Source organism: Pseudomonas fluorescens (assembly GCF_902497995.1).
GTDB classification, from domain to species: Bacteria; Pseudomonadota; Gammaproteobacteria; order Pseudomonadales; family Pseudomonadaceae; genus Aquipseudomonas; species Aquipseudomonas fluorescens_BK.
Window position 1 is genome coordinate 164005 of record NZ_CABVII010000010.1, and the last position, 20090, is coordinate 184094.

Here is a 20090-nt window from a genome sequence, read left to right on the forward strand (position 1 = left end):
TCAAATATCATAAGGAGCCCCTTGGTAGGTGGTTTCGCCGCGCACCAATGTGTAATAGGCCTCGGACAACTGCGCCGTCACCGGTCGGTGGGCAAAATCGCCAATACGGTGTTGCTCAAGTGACTCTATGGCCGCGATCTCAAGGCCCGTACCACACAAGAACGCTTCGCTCGCATTGACTAGGTCTTCGGCTCGCAGGTGACGTTGCTGCACATCGAGCCCCAAGCCCTTGGCCAGTTGGGCGATGACATGGGCCGTGACACTGGGCAATACCCCATCGGACTGAAGGGGCGTGTACAGGCGACCGCCCTTGACTACAAACAGCGCCGCCGTCGGCGCTTCCGTCAGGTAACCCGACTGATTCAATAGCAGCGGCACGTCAAAACCCGAGGCCTTGGCCAGCGTGCTGGCGATAAACGTATTGGCGTATGCCGCGACACATTTGGCGCTTGAGGGGAACGCGTCGTGGGATAACTTGCGAATGGACGACACGGTCGCACGCATACCCTTTGCGCTGTTGAACCACTTTTTGCGCCCCATGGCCCCGATATTCACGGTCATGCCGCATACCGGCACGACGTGCAGGTCACCGGCATTGACAGCGTGGACACTGGGCCGCACGTAAACGTCTTCGGTCAGGGCATTGCGCACCAACAACTGCTGAATGATGTCCGGGATCTGGCTCACCCCGGGATCGGGCAAACACATCAACTTCAGCGATCTCTGCAGGCGCAGCAAGTGTGCGTCCAGCATGAAGGGCAGGACACGTCCATCCTGCTGCTTGTAGCCACGCACGCCTTCAAACACGGACAAGCCATACCGCATCGCCAAGGCGCTGACATTGACCATGGCTTGATCGGCGCGGACATACTCGCCCAAGTGAAAGACTGTCGGTGTTACGGGAACCTGACTCATAGTGGGGTAACTTCCTTATCCTGGGACCGCTTTATTGGCAGAAACGAAAAGGCTTGTCTTCGGGGTTATAGAAGTTTCGGTAGATCGCATCGAAATGTGCATGGCGATGCTCAATGGCACGGGTCAGAAAAAACTTGGCACGCTCTTGCATTTCGTGGGTATTGCAATAGCGAACCAACAGTTCCTCGGCGACTTTGGCGTGTTCATCTTCCAATTCACTGACATGTTCATCACCAGCCAGGGCACTGGCATGATGAACAAAGTACTCATACCCGTATTCCGGGAGCTTATACTTCTCCTGCATCACTGAGAGCATGCTCTCTTTGCGGCTTGAAAGAATCGGTGGCTGCCCTTCCATTAACAACAGCACCGAAGCGACGCCGTAGGTGAAGTGCTCGCTACCATTACATACAGAAACATTATGCTCAATGACTTGTCGGGTCTCGGGCAACAACGGCGCGTCGGTAAACTCTTGCGGCCGCACGCCTACCGACTTGCCAAACGCCGCAAAAGAGTTTAGGTGGCGCTGTGAGTTTGTTAAGCCGCCAGTTTCTTCCTCATAGATATTTTCCACTAGGGAGGCGCGCAGCTCATAGTCCTCTACCCGGGAAGCAATCCCCATAATATTACGAGTCCAGAAGTTTTTGATGGGGTAACGATGAATAACAAAGTTGCGTAACAGATGCTGAGAAGCATCACCGGCCAGTATCACCTGATAAAGTGGGCTGGTCATTTTCTTGCGAGCACCGATCATAGCGTGCAGCTCTGCAATAAAGCTCATCTTTTACTACCTTTCATTCAATTAGTTTATGCTAGGTTTTTACAATGCCGAATCTGTCTCGGCGTTTATTTGAACGGTGTGGAGGAGAACATCGTAGCCAACTGACGGCTGGGATAAGCTGCAATCATTTTTACCCATTCATCAATGTCTTCATGGCACGCCGGGGCATTTCCCTTGAGAGTGGATATCGCGTCAATATTAAAGTCCTGCAAACCATAAATTATGCTTTGGAGCCGATCTCTCATGCGAGGAGGAAACAACCCGCCAGGGTGCTGCGCGATAATGTCGAGCAATGATGCAAGACTGACTTTTCGCCCGGTTAGACGTGCAACAAGCGTCAACATGACTTCCGTGGCGGCGTTACCTCCTCCCTTGCCCAACCCGCCCAATGTCGAATCGATCCAACAGGCTCCACCGGAGATGGCCGCGATCGAATTCGCAACGGCCAGATTCAGATTGTCGTGGGCATGAAAGCCCAGGGGGAAGTCGCAGCGACAGTTGACGAAGCGAATAAGGGCTTCGACCTGAGCTGGAAACATCGAACCGTTGGAGTCGGCGAAATAGAGCACATCCGGTATCAGGAGACTGACCTGGCGCACGATATCAGTGAGCTGGTCAGCCGACAGTTCACTAGCGCGGATGATGTTCAGGCAGACCACATAGCCTTCCTCGCGGGCCGCACGAGCCAAGGCGATACTGGCGGTAAGGTTATCCTGACGTGCAGGAATTCTCACATGACTGATGCCATACCCTCGCAACGCCGCCAGATGACCAGGTTGTACATGGTCGGGCCGCAGCATCAGCGCCAACCGACTGGCTCCCGTCCGAGGCAGCGACTCAAGCAATGAAGGTGGGCAATAGGCCGTTAACCCGAGGGCTTGAGTATCGCGCCGAAAATAACCGAGTTCCACAAGATCAACCCCTGCAGCCAACAGGCGGGAGACCGTATGTGTAACCTGGGACTTACTGAAGTCATGATTATTAACGTAGCCACCGTCGCGTAAAGTGCAGTCGGTGACTTTAAGCATTGAGTGCGTTGTCAAAATAGCATCCCTATTAGTTAGAAAAACTGCCGTGCTGATCAGGGGGTGTATTTCACATCTGCGACATCAACTGGTTAGTCCCAGGGAGATTTCGGCTCGCCAATCACAGTCGCTTTCCAAGCTATCTGTCTTGACTTGAAACATTCTTCTGCGACGCCATCAATTATAGATGAGTAGGTGAAAATAATTATTGCTTTCTGCGGGCTTCGTTGATAGGTTTTCGAAAGAATTTTCTTGTGGAAGCGTAGAAGTTGAAAAAATCTTCCGACATGCTCGATGCTGTCGATATAGCCATACTAAAAGCCATGCAGGCGGATGCAAAAACCACTACCTCAGACTTGGCTAGGTTGCTCTCTATGAGTGAGACGCCTTGTTGGAGAAGGCTGAAACGACTCGAAGAAAATGGTTTCATCTCTCGATACGAAGCGGTTCTTAATAAGGAAGCGCTGGGATATGGTATCAAGGCCTTCGTGCAGTTATCCGTGGACGCTCATACAGTGGAGGCCACTCGCGAACTCGAAGAAAAAATCAAGTCGCACTCTGGGGTTTTTTCATTTCACAATGTGACGGGGGATTGCGATTTTATCATTCAGTTGATCTGCAAAAACATTGATGACTATAGTTTTTTTATCGACAAAACATTGCGCGACATACCGAGCATTCGAAAAATAAAAACATTCATTTCATTGCGTGAAATAACTCAAAATAATCATTTAAATATATGATTGGGCGCTCGATTTCTCGAGCGGGGCAGGTCAGTCAAGGGCTTGAAGCGTTTTAGGAACCACCCACTTAGTAATATATACAGCTGTGCTATAACACACTCGTTTAAGGGGACGTCCGACTGTTCTGATGTATACCACGAGGCTCAACCATTTCTTCAGCGACTTTCTATCGTTAAGGAGGTGCGTCAAGGAGAATGGCGTCATGCGTCATGCGTCATGCATACGGCTTCGCCCCAATAATAAACACCAACGAGGCTATGACAATTGGGCGAAAGAACTTGGCAGCCCGAACCAAGCTTTCACTCTCGGCTTGCAGCGATGTGGCAAGCTCCCTGATCAGAATGGCGTTCTTGGTTACCAGCCCGATAATAATGAGCAGGCGGAGCGAGCCGAACAGGCCCTGAAGCGGCGCGCCGCGCTGGCGCGATCCCTCGAGTTGAGTACCGCACTCCACCCGAACATTTGGTTGGACGGCGTCTGGCACAAGTCTCGTATCAAGTGTGTGCCGCGCGGCGTATCTGAAATCGGCCGGTACCCAAGACCTAGCCTAGCTGGCCTCGCTAACCTGGATCGCCCCGGACGACTTCCTCCCCGATCATCCCACCGTTGCGTGGCGCCGACAACAGTTGCCTAGCGTGACTCCGAGTTATCGCTGCAACAGCATGTTGTCAGTGACCGAGTTGGTGCGGGCTGGGCTGGTGTCGCGGCATTGCCGGATCTCCTGATCGGTGATGGGCTGCAATCGTTGAGCGAGCCGTTGCACGGTTACGACATGGCGCTCTGGTTGCTGACTCGCCCCGACTGTCGCACCTTGCGCTCGGTGGTCACGTTGTTCGATGAGTTGGGACGTGTACTGAAACTACCGTGAACCAGGTCAGCCCTTCGGCTGATCCTTGCACACAAAGTGCTGATGCATTTCCGAGGTCAGGCTTTCGATTCGTTCGGTCAGGGCCTTGGTCATTTCGGTCAGCCGAGTATTCTGCTCCAGCAGTTCCAACAGTTGCGCGGTGTTCTGCGCTGCCTGTGCCTGACGTTCGGCGTTGGCCACGGCCAGGGCTTCGCGGTGTTGCGCATCGGCGTCGGACTGGGCTTTGTCGCGGGCGGCCTGGCGGGTCTGGGCCAGCAGAATCAGCGGTGCGGCGTAAGCCGATTGCAGGCTGAACGCCAGATTGAGCAGGATGAACGGGTACAGGTCAAAGTGGGCCACGCCAAACAGATTGAGGCACACCCACACCACCACGATCAGCGTTTGTGCACCGAGAAAGGTCGGCGTGCCGAAGAATCGCGCAAAGGCCTCGGCGCGCAAGGCAAACTTGTCGGTGCCGAAGGTTGGCGCCAGGTGAGCGTGAGCCCGGTGGAAACGCAGGTGATCGACGGCAGTGGTGGTTTTGGTTTCGGTGGTCATGGGGCTCTCTGCCTGGCGCTGGGACTGAGGCTCACTATAGCGCCGGGGCGCAACCACAGCTTGATCTAGACCTGATGGCAGGCCAGAAACATATCCAGCGCCGACTCCACGACCGTGCTCTGCCGCTCGGCTGACAAGCTTGGCAATCCCATGGAAATCTGCGGCCAGAAGGCAAAGGATTTGAGCATCCCCTGAATCTGCTGCGCGGCAAATTCCGGCTCGACCGGTTTTAACCGGCCATCGGCCTGGGCGGCACGGATCCACAGGGTCAGGCTTTCTTCGCGTTCACCCATTCGCGCGACCATGTTCTGCGCACGCTCCGGAGAGTGGATGGTGGCGGCGATGGCGACCCGGGCCAGGTCAAGAAAATTGTCATCGCTCATCATCTGCAATTTTGCCATCAGCATCCGGCGCATCTGGTCGCGTAGGGGCAGGTCAGGGCGGTAGGACGTTTCCGGTTCTGCGGTCAGCCGCGCCCACAACTGATTGAGGATTTCGGCGAACAACTCTTCCTTGCTGGGGAAGTGGTTGTACACCGTGCGCTTCGACACCCCGGCGGTGGCGGCGATCTTGTCCATGCTGGTGATGTCGAAGCCGTTGGCACGGAATTCGGCAATCGCCGCCTGAATGATGGCTGCACGTTTTCGATCGGTAAGGCGCTCTGGGGCGGTCATGGCAACGCTTCGTCAGGTAGAAGTAAAGATTACACTGAGCAGTTTACTTATGATCGGCATTGATGCAACCTAGAAACTACACTGTGCAGTGTAATGTTCTGTTAATCCTGTGCAGTAAAAATAGACTGTTCGGCTAATGCGTGCGTGCTTGGCCATTTATCGTTTCAAAGCAGAGAGCCGCGAAGCAGGCGGTTTTCCTGGAGTCCTCAGCCATGGCCACTTCAATTCCCCCGGCGGACAACGCCTCCACACCTGAAGCGTCTCGACAGACTCAAGGGCAGTACCGAAACCATGCCCCGGTGCAGCGCGAAGGTTTTCGTAAAACCCTGCGCATCCTGTGGAACGTAATCTTCCATAAACCAAGCAACACCCGCCCGACGGCACCTGTTCCGGTACAAAACCTCACGCAAGCCGCATTGATTGCCGCGCCCAATCACAGCGTCTACCGCCTCGGTCATTCCACGGTACTGCTGAAGCTGCGCGACAAATTCTGGATCACCGACCCGGTCTTCGCCGAACGCGCCTCACCGGTGCAATGGGCCGGCCCCAAGCGTTTCCATCAGCCGCCGATCAGCCTGGAAGAATTGCCGCCGATTGAAGCGGTGATCCTGTCCCACGATCACTACGACCACCTCGATTATCAGGCGGTACTCAAACTGGCGGACAAGGCCAACTACTTCCTGACGCCCCTGGGCGTAGGCGACACCCTGATCAAGTGGGGCATCGACCCCGGCAAAGTGCGTCAACTGGATTGGTGGCAGGGCACCGAAGTCGATGGCCTGCAGTTCATCGCCACCCCTTCGCAGCATTTTTCCGGGCGCGGCCTGTTCGATGGCAACAGCACGCTGTGGGCTTCATGGGTGATGATCGACGGCGACACACGGATCTTCTTCAGCGGCGACAGCGGCTATTCCGACGGCTTCAAACGCATAGGCGAACAGTACGGGCCGTTCGACCTGACGCTGATGGAAACCGGCGCCTACAACGTCGAGTGGCCCCATGTGCACATGCAGCCGGAGCAGACCTTGCAAGCGCATATCGATCTGAAAGGGCGGTGGTTGCTGCCCATACACAACGGTACGTTCGATTTATCGATGCATGCCTGGTACGAACCGTTTGACCGGATCCTGGCGTTGGCCTGGGAGCGCAATGTTGCGATCACCACGCCGCAGATGGGCGAAGCCTTTAATGTGATGCATCCGCAGCGAGGCAGTGCCTGGTGGTATGAGGTCGAGCAGCAGGTGTACCAGCAGAGTGTCGGCTAAAGCGGCTACATGTAGGTGCGCGTATTCGTACAGGATCCAGCGATAAGTGATGACGGACATTTCCAGCGGCATCTGTAGGCTGGAAAACGGGTGAGCTCATTCACTCGCTATCAGTCATCACAAGGATCTTTTTCACATGGATGTGACATTAAAAAACTGCATGACGCGACTGGCCCCGCTTGTCCTGCTGTCGATCGCGAGCGCAACCTTTGCGCAAACGCCGCCAGCCAAACCGGGGCTGGAATATTTAAGCGTCGATGAACTCGGCAAAAGAATGGAGCGCAATCAGCTGAGCGCGGTAGCACTGGTGCAGCACCTGCAACAGCGGATCGAGGCGCTGGATAAACAGGGGCCGGCGATTAACGCGATCATTGAGCTCAATCCGGAGGCATTGGCCATTGCCGAGTCACTGGATCAGGAACGACGAGGAGGGCACGTTCGAGGCCCGCTGCACGGCATTCCGGTATTGCTCAAAGACAACATCGATACCTCCGACCCGATGCAGACCACTGCAGGGTCGTTGGCCATGGTCGGGCAACCTGCCGCGCAGGATGCCTTCATCGTGCAACGGCTCAGAGCAGCCGGGGCGGTCATCCTGGGCAAAACCAACCTCAGTGAATGGGCCAACTTTCGTGACCCTGCCATTCCCCCGGGTTGGAGCAGCCGCGGCGGACAAACCAAAAACCCACACGTGTTGAGCGAGACGCCCTGCGGCTCCAGTTCCGGCTCCGGTGCCGCTGTTGCCGCTGGCTTTGCCCCCTTGGCCGTCGGCACGGAAACCTCCGGCTCGATCATCTGCCCGGCCGCCCTCAACGGCGTGGTGGGCCTCAAGCCTACCGTGGGCCTGCTCAGTCGCAGCGGCATCATTCCCGTGACGTACAAAACCGACACCCCCGGGCCGATGACGCGCACCGTCCGCGAGGCTGCCCTGCTGTTGAATGCCATGACCGGCAGTGACAGTGCCGAACCAATCAAAAAACCACACTCCGTGCGGGGCGTGGACTACACACAATGGCTGCAACCGAACGCCCTGGCAGGGCGGCGCATCGGTTATCCAGTCAAGTTCGACACCAGCGTCGAGGCGAAACAAAGCGACCCTCAGTTTTCCCTGGCGCTGGAAATCATGCAGGCCGCAGGCGCCACCTTGATCCCGGTGACGTTCAAGGATCCTGAATCGGAGCGGGTGGAAGAGGCGTTCTCGATGGGTATCAAACGCAACCTTCCCGACTATCTTGCGACGAGAACCGGTCTTGCCATCCAAAACCTGGAAGAACTGGTGCAATTCAACGAGGACGCTCCCGGCGCTGAAGGTTATGGACAAGCCACATTGAACGCGGCCAGCACTGTTGATTTTGATGAGCGCAGGTACAACCAGTTATGGCAAAAAATTCAAAGTGAAAATGCAGCTGCCATCGACACCCTGCTGGTTGCCCATCAACTGGACGCCTTGATGCTGGACGTCGGCTCACCCGGCTTGAACGTCGCCCCGCTGGCGGGATATCCCGGCATCATGGTGCCTTCCGGAATAGACGACGCCGGGGTGCCTACCTCGGTGTTCTTCTTCGGCACACGCTGGAGCGAGGCCAGGCTTCTGGCGCTGGCTTACGGTTATGAACAAGTGTCTCGTGCGTGGCGGGCACCGGCGTTTAATCCGTAGGCACTGGCGGGTGCAGGTTAGGCGTTGGAAAAAGAGCGTGGGCAGGCTCCGACACGGAGGACATAGCGTCGGCCTAGACGATTCAGGTAAAAACCACCTCGATTCGCCCCTCTTTTCTAGATCGGGGGGCCGATTTGACGACGATTTGCACGTCACGCCCGAGCAGCGAAAGGCATTCCATCATCTTGGCTTCGCTGATGCCGCGAAACTTCCCGCGCAACATCTCGGAAAGCTTGGGCTGTGACAGGCCCAGGATTTCCGATGCTTGAACCTGGGTCAAATGGCGAGCCTTGATGATCTCGCCAATTTTTGTGGCCAGTTGGGATTTGACGCGCATTTCATTAGCGTCGGGTATCCCGAGGTCGGCATAGACGTTCCCGCTGCTTTCTTCGATTTCAATCATTTTCTGATCCTTTTGCATGATCCTGCGGTCCTTGTAGGAGCCAGGCTTGCCGGCGAAGGCGTCCTTGAGATCGCCTTCATCTGCAAGTCGGATCGCCGCACTGTGGCTCCCAAGGAAAACAGTACACCCACCTGGCCTCTACAGAATGCCTCCCTATATCGATGCGAAATATACCTAAATGGGGATAATCATCAATCCATGATTTCTCACTCAACCATCGCATAATCCGCCCGCCCCACCGGATTCGGCGTCGATCCTCTCACATTCATCCCTCTCCCCGGCGCAAACCCCGGGAAGAACACCAACCCCTCAGTTTCCAACCGATAAGCCAACGCCAGCCGGGTCACATCCAGCACATCACGCCCGGCTTCGAAACGTCGAATGGCGTCAACTGAAACACCAGCCTCCTCAGACAACTCTTCCACACTCCACCCCAGCATCGCCCGGGCCTGGGCGCAGTGTGTGGGCGTGAATTGGAAAAGGGCGATACGTTCCAGGGTGATTTTCATCGCATGAGAGGCCATGGTGTTCTCCGGGCTCGAGAGTGTCGGTTCAAAATATACTGTGTTTTTGTACAGTTGTTTTGCCCCCGGATCAAACTCATTTTTTGATGCATCCTATTTCACCCCCACCAGCCAGCCCGACGGTGGCGCTCCCAGCACCCGGCGAAACATCGTCGAAAACGCCGCCGTGTGCAGGCTGATCTGCAACTGATCGGCCCATTGTCGCGGTGCCTGATGAGCGTCGGGCCGCTGCACAAAGCCCTGGCACAACGCGAGCAGCCGCGCATCGACAGGCAGCGGAATGTGCAAGGGCAGGTGATTCCCCCGTGCAACCTCGCCATAATCCGTCCTCGTTCAACCTGCGCCGCATCCAATCTGCCCGGCGCTCTTTCCCATTACGTTAGGGATCAATCAATGCTCAACGGATTGTTGCGCCTGGCGCCAGTCGCCGCACTGTTACTCATGTTGTGTTCCACGGCTTATGCCGAGGCCGGCAGGCGAGTGCTCACCGGCACGCTAGGCAAGATGCCGATCGTGCTGGAGCTGAACCCCCTCCAGGCTGACGAAGTGACCGGCCGCTACTTCTATGAGAAATACCATCGCGACCTGGAACTGAGCGGCTCGCGGCAAAAAAACACCCTGACCCTAACCGAAGGCAATAACCGCTACGGCGATGACAAACCCCTGCCAACCCTGAAGCTGCAAGAAACGGCCAGCGGCTGGCAAGGCGAATGGAAGAGCCCCAAGGGCAAAATCCTGCAAATTCAGCTGACCGAGGCCAGGCCCCCGGCACCGGCGGCGGACGCCTTGCCCTTCATCGCCGCGCTGTCGAGCAGCGACCCTTACGAATATCTGCGCCTGCAAGGCTTGAAACTCAAACCGGGCAAGAAAGAATCCTTCATGGGCTACGACCTGCAATGGTGGACGGAGCCTGAGTCCAGTCTCTCCATGTTCAGCATCGAGTCCGGCTACCCGAAAGCCGACCAGCAGCGGATCAATCAGCAATTGTTGGAGCGACTCTGGAGCGAAGTCATCAGCTACCACGGCTGTCTGCTGCACGGGTCAGATGATGCCGAGTTCGACCAAGATGTCGGCCCCCAATTTCTATCGCCCGACGTGGTCAGCCTGAACATCTCCACCAGCTACAGCTGCGGCGGCGCTCACCCGGATTTTGGCAATTCGCCGATCAACCTCGACGTTCACACCGGTCATAGCCTGTCGTTGGAAGACGTGCTGTGGGTGGGCAAAGGCAAGCCACTGCTGCACGCCGATCGCGACGGCGCGGGCGATGCATCCTTGACCAAGGAAGAGGACAAAGCGCGATTCACTTATCAGCGCGAAGTGTTCGTACCCTGGCTGATCAAGCAATTCACCACACTGTATCCCGACGAGATGATGAAACCGGCGGACGAGAACAGCTGCGACTACACCGACGAAAGCGTCTGGGGTTATTCCAACTGGCACTTCACCGCGAAAGGCCTGTACCTGGGACCGTACTTCGCTCGCGTGCAACGCAATTGCGATGACCCGGGCTGGTCAGTGCTGCCGTACTCCGTGGTCAAGCAACATCCCGGCGCGGTCAAACTCCAGCTGCCTCAAGATTAATCCCTAGCCCGACGCCAACCCCGGCGCCTCACGAATAATGAAGTGGTCCAGGTTCTCGACATTGGCACTGAACACCCCGAACGTCTGCTCGGGGTTTTTCTTGCTCGGCACCTGCTTCAACTCCGGCGTCACCCCATAAAAGAAGCAATACAGCTCGGCATCACCGTCGATGGCGTGCTTGATCTCCTCCAGAAACGCTTTGCGCTTGCGGTAGTTCTCGATCAGCTTCTTGCTAAGGTAAACGTTGACCGAATAAGGCTTCTTCTTCGCCTCGTCCGCGTGCTTGAACCAGACCTTCTGTTCGAAATCGATGCGAAAACTCTGGGTGTAATCCTTGATCTCCTTGATCTTGCCCCAGTAGATCAGCCCCTTGTTGTCCTGCAGGTACTCGATCTTCTTGAAGAACGATGCATAAGGCGCCGTGTGCTCGCCAATCTTCAGTGGCATGCGCTTGAGCAGCACCTTGTCCTCGAAGTTCGACACGAAACACTCCACCGGGTGGGCGAAGACACTGGTCTTGTCCGGCGCCGAATCCCGTGTCGGATGATCGACGTCACTGGCCGCTGAAGGAAGTTTGCGATCATCGCGCATGACATCCGCCACCACCGCCGGGCTGGACGGCTGGCGCACATACTCACGCCGAGTCAGCAACAACTCCGACGGGAAATGCTCCTCGCGACTGTCATCCGTTTCCGCGCCATCCACCTCCACGCCCGACGCAGGCGTCTTCAGACTGACATAAGGACAACCCTCGACATGCCGGGTGCCGGGAAGGTTCTTGAAGTGCGGCGTGCGCACGTAATTCACATTCCTGGCGTTGTACGTCCCCAACACATTCGCCGCTTCGAACGCCAAGCGGCAGGCGTCGTTGGGGCACTGGAAGTGCTCCTTGGCGGAATCGAACGCCATCGTCTCGTCGAAATTCAAATCGCGCACGTCATAGATCGACAGCTTGGCGTCGAGGCTGAGGCAGTAGGCGAGGTTGAATTTCATGGTGGGCTCGGGTCCGTGAGAGGTGGATAGAGTATTAATAGCGGGTGGCGAGTTGTGGCGCACGTGTTGAATCAATCGAAGGGTTGAAAAGCCAGTTTTGAAAAGGTCAGGTCTGCTACCCATGACTGAACGCATACAAGGGAAGTTGCACGAAGCAAAGCTCCAGATATTCCTATTTGCAGCTGGGGAGAAGGTGCCGCTCTCTTGTAACCCCATACCTACCGGCATCGAAGCATTTTTTACCCCCACGATGCATCCGTTGTTCGTCGTTCTTGGCAATTGCTTACTTCCTGGTACGCCTTCTTTCAGTGACCACTGAAGGATGATGAGACGGGGCGTGAGTCATATGACTGCTTTTTGAGCAATCGCGCTTATAAATAGTGGCTTTTCGCCCTGTTACGTATTGAAACCCTTTGCTACTTTGACGGTTGTAGGAATTTTCCTACGGCAATTGTCGATAAAGGGCCGCGCTCGTGGTGATCAAAGCAGTTTCGAAGGAACGAATAGACAAAGCGATGCTGGAGTTTGATCGTAGGTTTCGGAGTAGGCGTGAGTGGCAGGGCTGGGAAAAAAACCTAGCTCACCGTTATGCCGTTCACGCGGGCGGTGAACTGTATCCGGCGAAGAAAATTGTCTCTTTGGCAACCGGCATTGCCGTAAATGAATTCTCTGGTGGGCGCCCGACCAACAGTTTCCTAGAAAAGCGAGGCTTCACTATTGTGGAGTTGCCGCGTGGTGAAGGCGAGCCTGTGTTGCAGTTCACGCCGGGAGCTGTTTACGACCGAAAAACTGAGATCAACGGACCGTTCGGCGGAAGCCTGCAAAGCGGCATTGCAGCATCCGCTACCTACCCTGTGATTTTTTTGTTCACAGGCGATAGTGGTGAGCAATACGGATATGCTGACCGTTGGGAAGAGGGGGCGTACTTTTACACGGGTGAAGGACAACGCGGGCCGATGACTTTGATCCGCGGCAACCGAGCCATTGCCGAGCATGCCGAGGATGGCCGAGCGCTGCACTTGTTTAAGACCCTCGGCAAAGGTAATGGCAACGCTTACGTGGGCGAGTTTTCTTGCGCCGACATGTTTCAGCGAACCCAGCCGGATGTGAGCGGCCAGGCTCGGACGGCAATTGTTTTTCGATTAGTCCCTGTGGGCATTCCTAGTGGAATGATTGAGGCTGAAGAAGAGGATGAGGATAAGGCTGATCTTCCCGACTCTTTGGCTGCTGCGCGGTTGGCTGCGCTGGCTGCATGTAAGCCTGGCAGTGATGAGTTAGGGCAATCCGCTCCTCGTAAGATCTATCAGCGCAGCCGTCAGGTTGCGCACTATGTGCTGATGCGTGCTCAGGGGGAATGCGAGAGCTGTGAGAGGCCGGCTCCTTTTATGAAGAAGGATGGCAGACCCTACCTAGAGCCGCATCACGTCAACCGGCTCTCAGATGGTGGGTTAGATCATCCACGCTACGTGGGGGCTGTATGCCCAAGTTGTCATCGGGAAATTCATTCTGGAGTGCACGGGGCGTTGGTGAATGAGAGGCTGAAGCAGCGGTTGGAAGTAATTGAAAGCTGATTGAGCGATATGCCAAGGCAATTGGCCCTAAATCTCAAGAGCGCTCCAGTCGCTTTCTTTCTTCTTTACGCTCATAACATCGCCGAGGGTTGAAAACCCTCGGACGATACTGAGTGGCCTGTCTACGAAAATACTTACAGAGAACTGCGACGCTTCTTTCTGTCGATCCTAAAAGGTCTAACCGACCGAATGCTTCGAAGAGTGAAACGCCTCCAAGACCTTACGCCACCAAGGCTTAACCGCTGGCACGCGCCGGCGTGTGCGACCTAACAACAGATAAGGCATGTCCCGCAGTCGAATCCAGCCTTCATCCTGCCAATGCAACAGACTCAACGACATCTCCGGCCAATCCAACAAACTCAACATCGGCCGATCCTCATTCTTCGACGGTCCCGCATCGCGCAAGGCCGGCACCACTTGATGAGTCAGCCACTCGCGCAACAACCGATTCCCCGGAGCGTAGTGATAAACCAACAATGCATACACACCGGACTCGCTGAGCATCAACCGTTTTTCCGGTTGCCCGTGGTACTCAATCAACAACGTATGCCGCTGATCTTCGTCGAGTTTACTGACCACCCGATCACTCAGATGAAAACCCATCAATCGACCAAAATCGCGGGCGCAAAACCATGCTTGGTTTTCCAGGAGGAGGGCATGGAGGACGAGGTTGTGGCGGGAGAAGGCCATTACCGAGAAGGGATCAGACATAGCTGATCTCCAGAATTTCGAGAGAGTGGGGTCGATCATGTGTAGGCATATCCATTACCTCTACGTTTAGATTTTGAAGGGCCCGAACCCAACGTAGAGTGGACTTAAGAAATCCCAACGAGCAAAACCATCACACACCAGAACGACAAACCACCTAAAGGTGATTGCAGATCTAAGTGATTGGCCAAGCTTTCTACGTTGTGGGTAATTGCACAGACTTGCCCACCCGTTTGCATTCGACTTGACCAGTCGTTTGCATTCCCACTGACCACTTGTTTGCATTCGAGCTGACCAGAAGGATTGGAATTGTCTCTCTATCTTTTGAGGGTTACCTGACAGCGGAGTTAGTCACGGTTTAATCTAGGGAGGTAGGTACGCCCCGCGAAGATCAAGACAGCCGGAAGAGCTGATTGGACATTGCAGTGGGATCCTGCACTTCCGCTCCACCGGAGCTAGTATCGACATAAAAATCGAAGCATCGGCATTCAAGTCGATCATCTTGATGGTGAGGGATAATTTATCGTGGGCATTGAGCATACGAAAACGCTGATCAGCACCCGGAGCGAGGAAAATGCCAATAGGTTGCTGAGGGCAGGATGGACCCTACTGCTCGTGGCGGATCGCTGTGAGGGAGAACACCAATGGCTGGTCTATCAGTTGGCGTGGCAGCGTGAAGGTGAGCCAGTGGAAATCACCTTTACTGGCGTTGAGCCAGGGCCTGAAGCTTTCTGATGGCTATGCGTCAGACTTGTGATCTATGGCGCTAGATCTGAACACTTGGTCCCACTCGCGGGTGGCTAATTCGTGGCATACCGAGGGTGAACCACCAAAGCACCGTTGCGAAACAGTTATCATGTTTGCCTTTGTCGCGTAACGTATGGCGACCCCATTCTCATCCAATAAAACGCCTCCCGCACTTCTCAACAGCGCATGCCCAGCCACGACATCATGCGCTGAAACAGCGTAGAGCGAGACACCGCATACCCCGTCTCCCGCGGCCACTCTTGCCAGTCTGTAAGCGATTGATGGCATTGCATGGAATTGTCCTGGAGCACACAGCTGTCGATTGAGTTCTGGGTTGTTCATTGCTGCTGCACTCACCATGATTGTGCTGTCGCTCGAAAGCTTTTTATCGGCGAGAAAGACGTCTATTGATTGGCCGTTGCGAATCACATGGGGATTACCCTCCGCCCAACTGATGCAATCGGCTAGCCCACTGGAAGTCACTGGTGCGTGTACAACCCCGAGCACGGGAATAGCGTTATGCAGTAGCCCAACCGACACGGCCGATCCCTTCAAGCCCTTCAAAAAATCACTCGTGCCATCGTTAGGGTCTACAACCCAACACCAAGCGTGCCCAGTGAGGACGTGGCCCGTTTCTTCCCCCCAAAAATCACAGCCTTGTCACCCCAGCCACGCGGTCCATCCGGACGGTTCCACTCCTCGGAAAGCAGAACGCCTGCGCGCTCAACAATCTCGGTCACTTGAGCGAGAAGCTCTGAAAGATCTGGGCTAGACATAATGCTCCTTTAGGCTGGTAAGCCGACTTGAGGAAATCTCCTAAAGGCAGCTGTGATTAATTATAGGTAGGCCGGCGCGCCAATTCTGGCGCTACGTCTCACTGTGTGAATTGTGCTATGGAACAATCAGTTGCATGGCATCTGACCAGGCATTTGCATTCGACTTGACCAGTTGCATACACCTTGACCAATCGTAGTCCGGTGACGTCTTAGCACGCGCTGGAAGGGCCTTTATATTGGACGAGAACCTCAGCGTTTCCGGCTTTTAACCCTACGCATAGATTCTCCTTTGAGCTGAATAACGTGAGATTTGTGTACGATGCGATCAAGGATAGCGTCCGCAATCGTCGGGTCAGTAAACAAGTCGTACCATTTCTCTTTCGGATACTGGCTGGTAATCAGCAGAGAGCCGTTTTGAGACTGTTGATCAATGACATCGAGAAGGAAAGGACCAAGCTGCGCATCAATTCCACCGATACCAAGATCATCAATGATCAGGAGCTCGGCCCGGATCAACTGGCGGCGAAGTTTCGGGAGCGTGTGATCCGCGTAGGAGAGGGATATTTCTTCGAATAGCTTTGTGGCGGTGCGATAAACCGTAGGTGAGCCGAGCCTACAGGCTTGGTTTCCAAAAGCACAAGCCAACCAGGTTTTCCCGGTACCGGTCGCGCCGGTGATGATAATATTTTGCCGGCGACGCAGCCACTCACACTCACCCAAGGTCATGACTTCGTTGCGATCAAGCCCTCTATTGGCTTTGAACTCAATGTTTTCTAGGGTCGCTTCCGACTCGCGCAGCTTAGCTGCCTTGAGCAGTCGCTCAATCTTTCTGGTCTCACGCTGAGATGTCTCCGCCTCCATCATCAGACCGAGCCTCGTATCGAAAGGCTGTTTAAGCAGAGCAGGCTCTTCAAGCTGACGCTCATACGCGATCGCCATTCCAGTCAAACCAAGGTTCAGCAACCCCTGAGAGGTGTTCAATACTTGTTTCATACTGGTTCATCTCCCTGGGTGGCGTAGTACTGAGCGCCCCGAATGTTTGAATGCTCAATGAGTGGCGCTGAAATTTTCAATGCAGGCCGCCGGTCAGACCCGTTGCGCAAAATCGAACGCAGCCGTTCGGAACTCAAAATGTTGAGCGAATTAGCGTAGGCACAAGCCGACTCCAATCGGGACGATAGAATTTGTCCCTTACGCACGTCGCGCCTGAGCGCGACTACAGCTCGTAGCCCTGTGGCGAAGTCCCTTCTGTCATCGAGATTTTTTTTGACGTAAAAAAAGGTTTCTGGGCCAATACTTTGTGCCCACGCTAACAGCATCTCCGGTTGTGAATCCTGAAAGTGTCCATGGTTAGGGGACAAATGCTCTCGTAATGTACTGGTGCCGCGACCGAGTTCCACCCGATGCGTGCTAATAATTTGTCGTTGGAAGCTGACTTCAAGCCACTCATCATTTATGCGCAGATCTACTATCTGATTGGCAAAGTGATAAGGAACCGAGTAATTATGCTCGTTGAACTGCACGTGATAATCGCTACCGACCCTGACATGGTAAATCCACTGGCTATAGTTATAACTTCTTTCGGGGAGTGCCTGCAAAGCTGGTGATTCAACTTCAAGAAAGCGCGCCATTCTGCTTTTGGGGTAGGTTCGAGTTATTCTGTCGTTCAGAACGCCAGTCCAATAAGCAATTTGTTCGTTAAGTTCGTCTAGCGAGAAAAATGTACGCGCCCGGAGCCTAGCAAGTACAAACCTCTGAACAATCTGAACACCTATTTCACCCAACGATTTGTCCTTGGGTTTACGAGGTCTGGCAGGCGTGATGGTAAATGCGTAATGTTCCGAGAGCTCGGAATACGCACGATTCAGTACGAGTTGGTCGCGAGTGGTTTTGAGCACTGCGGCTTTTAGGTTATCGGGAACAACAAACCTAGGTACTCCCTCAAAGAACTCCAATGCGCGCACGTGACAACGCAACCAATCCTGAGTTGTCTGACTTTCGACGGCTATCGCGAATAGGTATCCCGAGGCTCCCAGAGTAGCGACGAAAATCTGAGCGGTAGTGACGACGCCTGTCACTGGATTTGTTATAGGCATGGTCCGTCCGCAAAAATCGACGAACATCTTGTCACCCGGCAGGTGTACCTGCCTCATGCTGACCTTTTGCGTATTCAGCCAAGCACGGTATAGGCGGGTGAATTGAGCATATGAAACCCCAGAAGGCTCTTTTTCCCTAAACTCCTGCCACAACAACTCCAGTGTCATGTCGGGCAATCGCAACTGGTCGTGTACTTCCAACCACTGCGGACAAACCTTCCTGTTGGTTGATCCTCTTGCGTCGCTGAACAGCCGGGCAGTAAACGCCTTATTGTCGAGTGGCCTGAGGCTTTCCCAGGTTTCACCGCTTTGCTCCTGCTGATCTCGGATTGTGCGAACTGTATTGTGTGACACCTTCGCTAACCGGCCAATGGCACGGTTGGACAGCTTGTTGTCAGCCGCAAGGCGCAGCACCTCGCGTTGTTTTTCAATTGGTAGCCTCATCGTTCCTCCCCGCGACAGGCGTGTGAACGCCTCACAAATCGCGCCGTGTGAAATTTACAGATGAACGGGGTTTGGCCGGCTTGACGCCGAACGCAGGGGAACACAGAATGGCGATGTCTTGGACTCGAAACCTGACATAACCAAAAAAAGCCTGGGGCGCCAACCCCGGGCTTTTTTGTGCTCCTGAACCACCGTGTTGCGGTTCAGTCACCTCTCATTTCGATACCTCTTTTTTCTGTGGCTGATCATGTTGATCTAATCAATGTGCTTCTTTTTGCATTGCGTCAGCCTGCTTTGCAGGCGCGAAACGCTGCTTTGCAATCCAGGTTGCAACCTCTTTAGATAAAGCAAACGATCCGCGCCGGTTTGGTACGTCGAACAAGGGCACTTCAATTCGCCCTCGCTGTTTGGCTTTGCGGAAAGCCTCATGCGACGCATAGCCCAACTCACGCCATAACGCGGTACTGCCTAGCATCAGCCCGTAGCGATCTACTAGGTCGTCCTCCAATTCGGAGGCGAGAGTCTCTATCTCGATGTGTTCTTGCATGACGCGGCTTGTCCTGTGTAGTCACGCTTCATGTTAATAAACAGGGTTCTTGCCTTCCAGCCGTAAGACTTCTACATTTTTTACGGTACGGGCTTTCGCGGGATCATCGTAGATGTCTGATTTTCAACGAATCGCTGAAATCCATACAGCGTTCTCACATGAAATGCGGAACAATTATTGTGAAAAAAAAGCTACTCGACGCAACCCGATTGAGACGTTACGAGTTCGCTATTGGTATGAAGGGCTGAAGGCCCGAACTTTCCTGTCTTCCGCATACGCACTGGAACAACATTTCGAAAGGGAATCGTTTCAGCGAAACAGCAATGGGACAATTCGTCACTATCGAAGTAAATGGTCAGGGTACGAGAAAGACTTAAATACCCCGAAGTCAAAAACGCTTAGGCGCGTTGAACATCTGGCACCTGGTTCGACTCGGGAGTTGGAGCATCCTCTTTGGGAAATAATGCGATCCGTAGATCACAAGAATATTGATGCAGACGCCTATATGAGAACGCTGAGCGTGGATGTGCAAGCAGTAGTATTTTCGTCAGGATTCTCAGGATTATCCGCGTATTCAAAACGCGAATCTGTCACACAACGATTGTTAGATAAACTAGAGAAGCGAGTTAGCCTCGACTGCGTAGCTTGTCTGATCTGTTTAGTGCTTGAAGCGACTGAGCAAAAGCGCAGTGTCACCGCTGTAAAAGTTGCACTTACGCTACACAACGTACTTTTAATGATTGGAGTTGAACTCCAAGCTAGACACATTGCACTTCCGTTCTTGGACTGGGTAATTGAGCACATCTTACCCCTAGGGACTTTACCCCACCTGAAAGTTTGGATGATAAGTAGTGACTACGTGCATGCGTCAGCCCATTTGAATGCTATGGTTTATCAGAATGAAGACAGAAGAGGCAAAAGTTTGAGCTGGCCCCAGAGAGCAAAAGTTATGCAGAGGCTGATTCACGGAAAGATGGGCATGGACGTTGAATACGCCATGAAGCCTCAGTTTGAGCTCAAGTCTGATCTAAAGGACTTCTCAACTGAGCTTGTCAAAGATTTTGAGCGTGGCTCTGCTCTTCGAACGTGGGGTTGGAAATGTATTCTTGAAGGGCGTTCAGAGCACTTTCCTCCGGTAGATCTGTTCCTGTAAGTGGAATCACATGAAAAGAATCTCAGCAGATTCTATGGATGCAACCGTTACGCGTGAATCTGAACGGCTGCTTTGGGTT

The 20090-nt window shown here is 54.2% G+C and carries 19 protein-coding genes and 3 pseudogenes; 7 read left to right on the forward strand and 15 right to left on the reverse strand.

Translation table 11 applies throughout. The features are described from left to right. The 3 genes from F8N80_RS14030 to F8N80_RS14040 form a co-directional block, all read right to left on the reverse strand. Positions 1-915, reverse strand: coding sequence for an aminotransferase class IV (locus F8N80_RS14030; RefSeq protein ID WP_150784047.1), 915 nt, complete (start codon positions 913-915; stop codon positions 1-3). Between the two features lie 31 nt (positions 916-946). Further along, entirely contained in the window at positions 947-1696 is a 750-nt protein-coding gene (locus tag F8N80_RS14035; protein WP_150784048.1) for a TenA family transcriptional regulator, read from the reverse strand. Positions 1697-1761: 65 nt separating this feature from the next. Further along, positions 1762-2724, reverse strand: a complete 963-nt coding sequence (locus F8N80_RS14040; RefSeq protein ID WP_150746151.1) for a pyruvate carboxyltransferase — start codon at positions 2722-2724, stop codon at positions 1762-1764. Between the two features lie 266 nt (positions 2725-2990). Between F8N80_RS14040 and F8N80_RS14045 the strand changes: the two genes are divergently transcribed. Next, the gene (locus tag F8N80_RS14045) at positions 2991-3464 is read left to right on the forward strand and encodes an Lrp/AsnC family transcriptional regulator (RefSeq protein ID WP_224790678.1); all 474 of its coding nucleotides are present in this window, start codon (positions 2991-2993) and stop codon (positions 3462-3464) included. Positions 3465-3678: 214 nt separating this feature from the next. Here the strand turns inward: F8N80_RS14045 and F8N80_RS31180 are convergent, their stop codons facing one another. Further along, positions 3679-3948 (reverse strand): hypothetical protein, encoded by a 270-nt coding sequence (locus F8N80_RS31180; protein ID WP_150746152.1) that lies wholly within the window; start codon positions 3946-3948, stop codon positions 3679-3681. Between F8N80_RS31180 and F8N80_RS14050 the strand changes: the two are divergent. Then, positions 3909-4332 (forward strand): annotated as a pseudogene (locus F8N80_RS14050) (LysR substrate-binding domain-containing protein); the annotation flags it as partial. The gene F8N80_RS31180 and the pseudogene F8N80_RS14050 sit on opposite strands and share 40 nt — an antisense overlap. Positions 4333-4338: 6 nt before the next feature. Here F8N80_RS14050 and F8N80_RS14055 read toward each other — a convergent pair. Together F8N80_RS14055 and F8N80_RS14060 are read right to left on the reverse strand one after the other, a co-directional pair. Then, entirely contained in the window at positions 4339-4869 is a 531-nt protein-coding gene (locus F8N80_RS14055; protein WP_150746153.1) for a DUF1003 domain-containing protein, read from the reverse strand. Positions 4870-4934: 65 nt separating this feature from the next. Next, complete coding sequence (locus tag F8N80_RS14060; protein ID WP_150746154.1) at positions 4935-5543, reverse strand: TetR/AcrR family transcriptional regulator; 609 nt, start codon at positions 5541-5543, stop codon at positions 4935-4937. Positions 5544-5755: 212 nt separating this feature from the next. Here F8N80_RS14060 and F8N80_RS14065 point away from each other — a divergent pair, with 212 nt between their 5' ends. Continuing rightward, on the forward strand, positions 5756-6808 hold the full coding sequence (locus F8N80_RS14065; protein WP_150746155.1) for an MBL fold metallo-hydrolase: 1053 nt from the start codon (positions 5756-5758) through the stop codon (positions 6806-6808). Positions 6809-6944: 136 nt separating this feature from the next. Next, entirely contained in the window at positions 6945-8465 is a 1521-nt protein-coding gene (locus F8N80_RS14070; RefSeq protein WP_150784049.1) for an amidase family protein, read from the forward strand. An 82-nt stretch (positions 8466-8547) separates the two neighbouring features. On the opposite strand, the gene F8N80_RS14075 is transcribed toward F8N80_RS14070, so the two are convergent. The 3 genes and pseudogenes from F8N80_RS14075 to F8N80_RS14085 all read right to left on the reverse strand — a co-directional run. Continuing rightward, on the reverse strand, positions 8548-8868 hold the full coding sequence (locus F8N80_RS14075) for a helix-turn-helix domain-containing protein (protein ID WP_150746169.1): 321 nt from the start codon (positions 8866-8868) through the stop codon (positions 8548-8550). A 206-nt stretch (positions 8869-9074) separates the two neighbouring features. Then, on the reverse strand, positions 9075-9392 hold the full coding sequence (locus tag F8N80_RS14080; protein WP_150784050.1) for a helix-turn-helix domain-containing protein: 318 nt from the start codon (positions 9390-9392) through the stop codon (positions 9075-9077). A gap of 93 nt (positions 9393-9485) precedes the next feature. Next, a pseudogene (locus tag F8N80_RS14085) lies at positions 9486-9707 on the reverse strand (AraC family transcriptional regulator); the annotation flags it as partial. A gap of 78 nt (positions 9708-9785) precedes the next feature. Here F8N80_RS14085 and F8N80_RS14090 point away from each other — a divergent pair. Beyond that, a complete protein-coding gene (locus F8N80_RS14090; protein ID WP_150784051.1) occupies positions 9786-10976 on the forward strand; it encodes a hypothetical protein in 1191 nt (396 codons plus the stop codon). 3 nt (positions 10977-10979) lie between these two features. Here F8N80_RS14090 and F8N80_RS14095 read toward each other — a convergent pair whose 3' ends face one another. After that, positions 10980-11969, reverse strand: coding sequence for a hypothetical protein (locus F8N80_RS14095; RefSeq protein WP_150784052.1), 990 nt, complete (start codon positions 11967-11969; stop codon positions 10980-10982). A gap of 473 nt (positions 11970-12442) precedes the next feature. Here F8N80_RS14095 and F8N80_RS14100 point away from each other — a divergent pair, with 473 nt between their 5' ends. Continuing rightward, positions 12443-13540, forward strand: coding sequence for an HNH endonuclease (locus F8N80_RS14100; RefSeq protein WP_150746161.1), 1098 nt, complete (start codon positions 12443-12445; stop codon positions 13538-13540). A gap of 177 nt (positions 13541-13717) precedes the next feature. Here the strand turns inward: F8N80_RS14100 and F8N80_RS14105 are convergent, their stop codons facing one another. The 5 genes and pseudogenes from F8N80_RS14105 to F8N80_RS14125 all read right to left on the reverse strand — a co-directional run bounded on the left by F8N80_RS14105 (position 13718) and on the right by F8N80_RS14125 (position 18858). After that, positions 13718-14251: a BRO-N domain-containing protein gene (locus F8N80_RS14105; protein ID WP_150746170.1), complete on the reverse strand. Its 534-nt coding sequence runs from the start codon at positions 14249-14251 to the stop codon at positions 13718-13720. Positions 14252-14986: 735 nt separating this feature from the next. Then, a pseudogene (locus F8N80_RS14110) lies at positions 14987-15771 on the reverse strand (inositol monophosphatase family protein). Positions 15772-16020: 249 nt separating this feature from the next. Further along, positions 16021-16764, reverse strand: a complete 744-nt coding sequence (gene istB / locus F8N80_RS14115; protein ID WP_150784053.1) for an IS21-like element helper ATPase IstB — start codon at positions 16762-16764, stop codon at positions 16021-16023. Further along, a complete protein-coding gene (istA, locus tag F8N80_RS14120) occupies positions 16761-18311 on the reverse strand; it encodes an IS21 family transposase (RefSeq protein ID WP_150784054.1) in 1551 nt (516 codons plus the stop codon). Before istA ends, istB begins: the two co-directional genes overlap by 4 nt. Positions 18312-18570: 259 nt before the next feature. Next, on the reverse strand, positions 18571-18858 hold the full coding sequence (locus tag F8N80_RS14125) for a hypothetical protein (RefSeq protein WP_046031609.1): 288 nt from the start codon (positions 18856-18858) through the stop codon (positions 18571-18573). A gap of 112 nt (positions 18859-18970) precedes the next feature. Between F8N80_RS14125 and F8N80_RS14130 the strand changes: the two genes are divergently transcribed. Then, positions 18971-20011: a hypothetical protein gene (locus F8N80_RS14130; RefSeq protein WP_150784055.1), complete on the forward strand. Its 1041-nt coding sequence runs from the start codon at positions 18971-18973 to the stop codon at positions 20009-20011. Positions 20012-20090 lie beyond the last annotated feature (79 nt).

Excerpts from the sequence above, each read along its gene's own strand:
- F8N80_RS14030 (WP_150784047.1), bottom strand. The coding sequence starts at position 915 with ATGAGTCAGGTTCCCGTAACACCGACAGTCTTTCACTTGGGCGAGTAT.
- F8N80_RS14035 (WP_150784048.1), bottom strand. The coding sequence starts at position 1,696 with ATGAGCTTTATTGCAGAGCTGCACGCTATGATCGGTGCTCGCAAGAAA.
- F8N80_RS14040 (WP_150746151.1), bottom strand. The coding sequence starts at position 2,724 with ATGCTTAAAGTCACCGACTGCACTTTACGCGACGGTGGCTACGTTAAT.
- F8N80_RS14055 (WP_150746153.1), bottom strand. The coding sequence starts at position 4,869 with ATGACCACCGAAACCAAAACCACCACTGCCGTCGATCACCTGCGTTTC.
- F8N80_RS14060 (WP_150746154.1), bottom strand. The coding sequence starts at position 5,543 with ATGACCGCCCCAGAGCGCCTTACCGATCGAAAACGTGCAGCCATCATT.
- F8N80_RS14065 (WP_150746155.1), top strand. The coding sequence starts at position 5,756 with ATGGCCACTTCAATTCCCCCGGCGGACAACGCCTCCACACCTGAAGCG.
- F8N80_RS14070 (WP_150784049.1), top strand. The coding sequence starts at position 6,945 with ATGGATGTGACATTAAAAAACTGCATGACGCGACTGGCCCCGCTTGTC.
- F8N80_RS14075 (WP_150746169.1), bottom strand. The coding sequence starts at position 8,868 with ATGATTGAAATCGAAGAAAGCAGCGGGAACGTCTATGCCGACCTCGGG.
- F8N80_RS14080 (WP_150784050.1), bottom strand. The coding sequence starts at position 9,392 with ATGGCCTCTCATGCGATGAAAATCACCCTGGAACGTATCGCCCTTTTC.
- F8N80_RS14090 (WP_150784051.1), top strand. The coding sequence starts at position 9,786 with ATGCTCAACGGATTGTTGCGCCTGGCGCCAGTCGCCGCACTGTTACTC.
- F8N80_RS14095 (WP_150784052.1), bottom strand. The coding sequence starts at position 11,969 with ATGAAATTCAACCTCGCCTACTGCCTCAGCCTCGACGCCAAGCTGTCG.
- F8N80_RS14105 (WP_150746170.1), bottom strand. The coding sequence starts at position 14,251 with ATGTCTGATCCCTTCTCGGTAATGGCCTTCTCCCGCCACAACCTCGTC.
- istB (WP_150784053.1), bottom strand. The coding sequence starts at position 16,764 with ATGAAACAAGTATTGAACACCTCTCAGGGGTTGCTGAACCTTGGTTTG.
- istA (WP_150784054.1), bottom strand. The coding sequence starts at position 18,311 with ATGAGGCTACCAATTGAAAAACAACGCGAGGTGCTGCGCCTTGCGGCT.
- F8N80_RS14125 (WP_046031609.1), bottom strand. The coding sequence starts at position 18,858 with ATGCAAGAACACATCGAGATAGAGACTCTCGCCTCCGAATTGGAGGAC.
- F8N80_RS14130 (WP_150784055.1), top strand. The coding sequence starts at position 18,971 with ATGTCTGATTTTCAACGAATCGCTGAAATCCATACAGCGTTCTCACAT.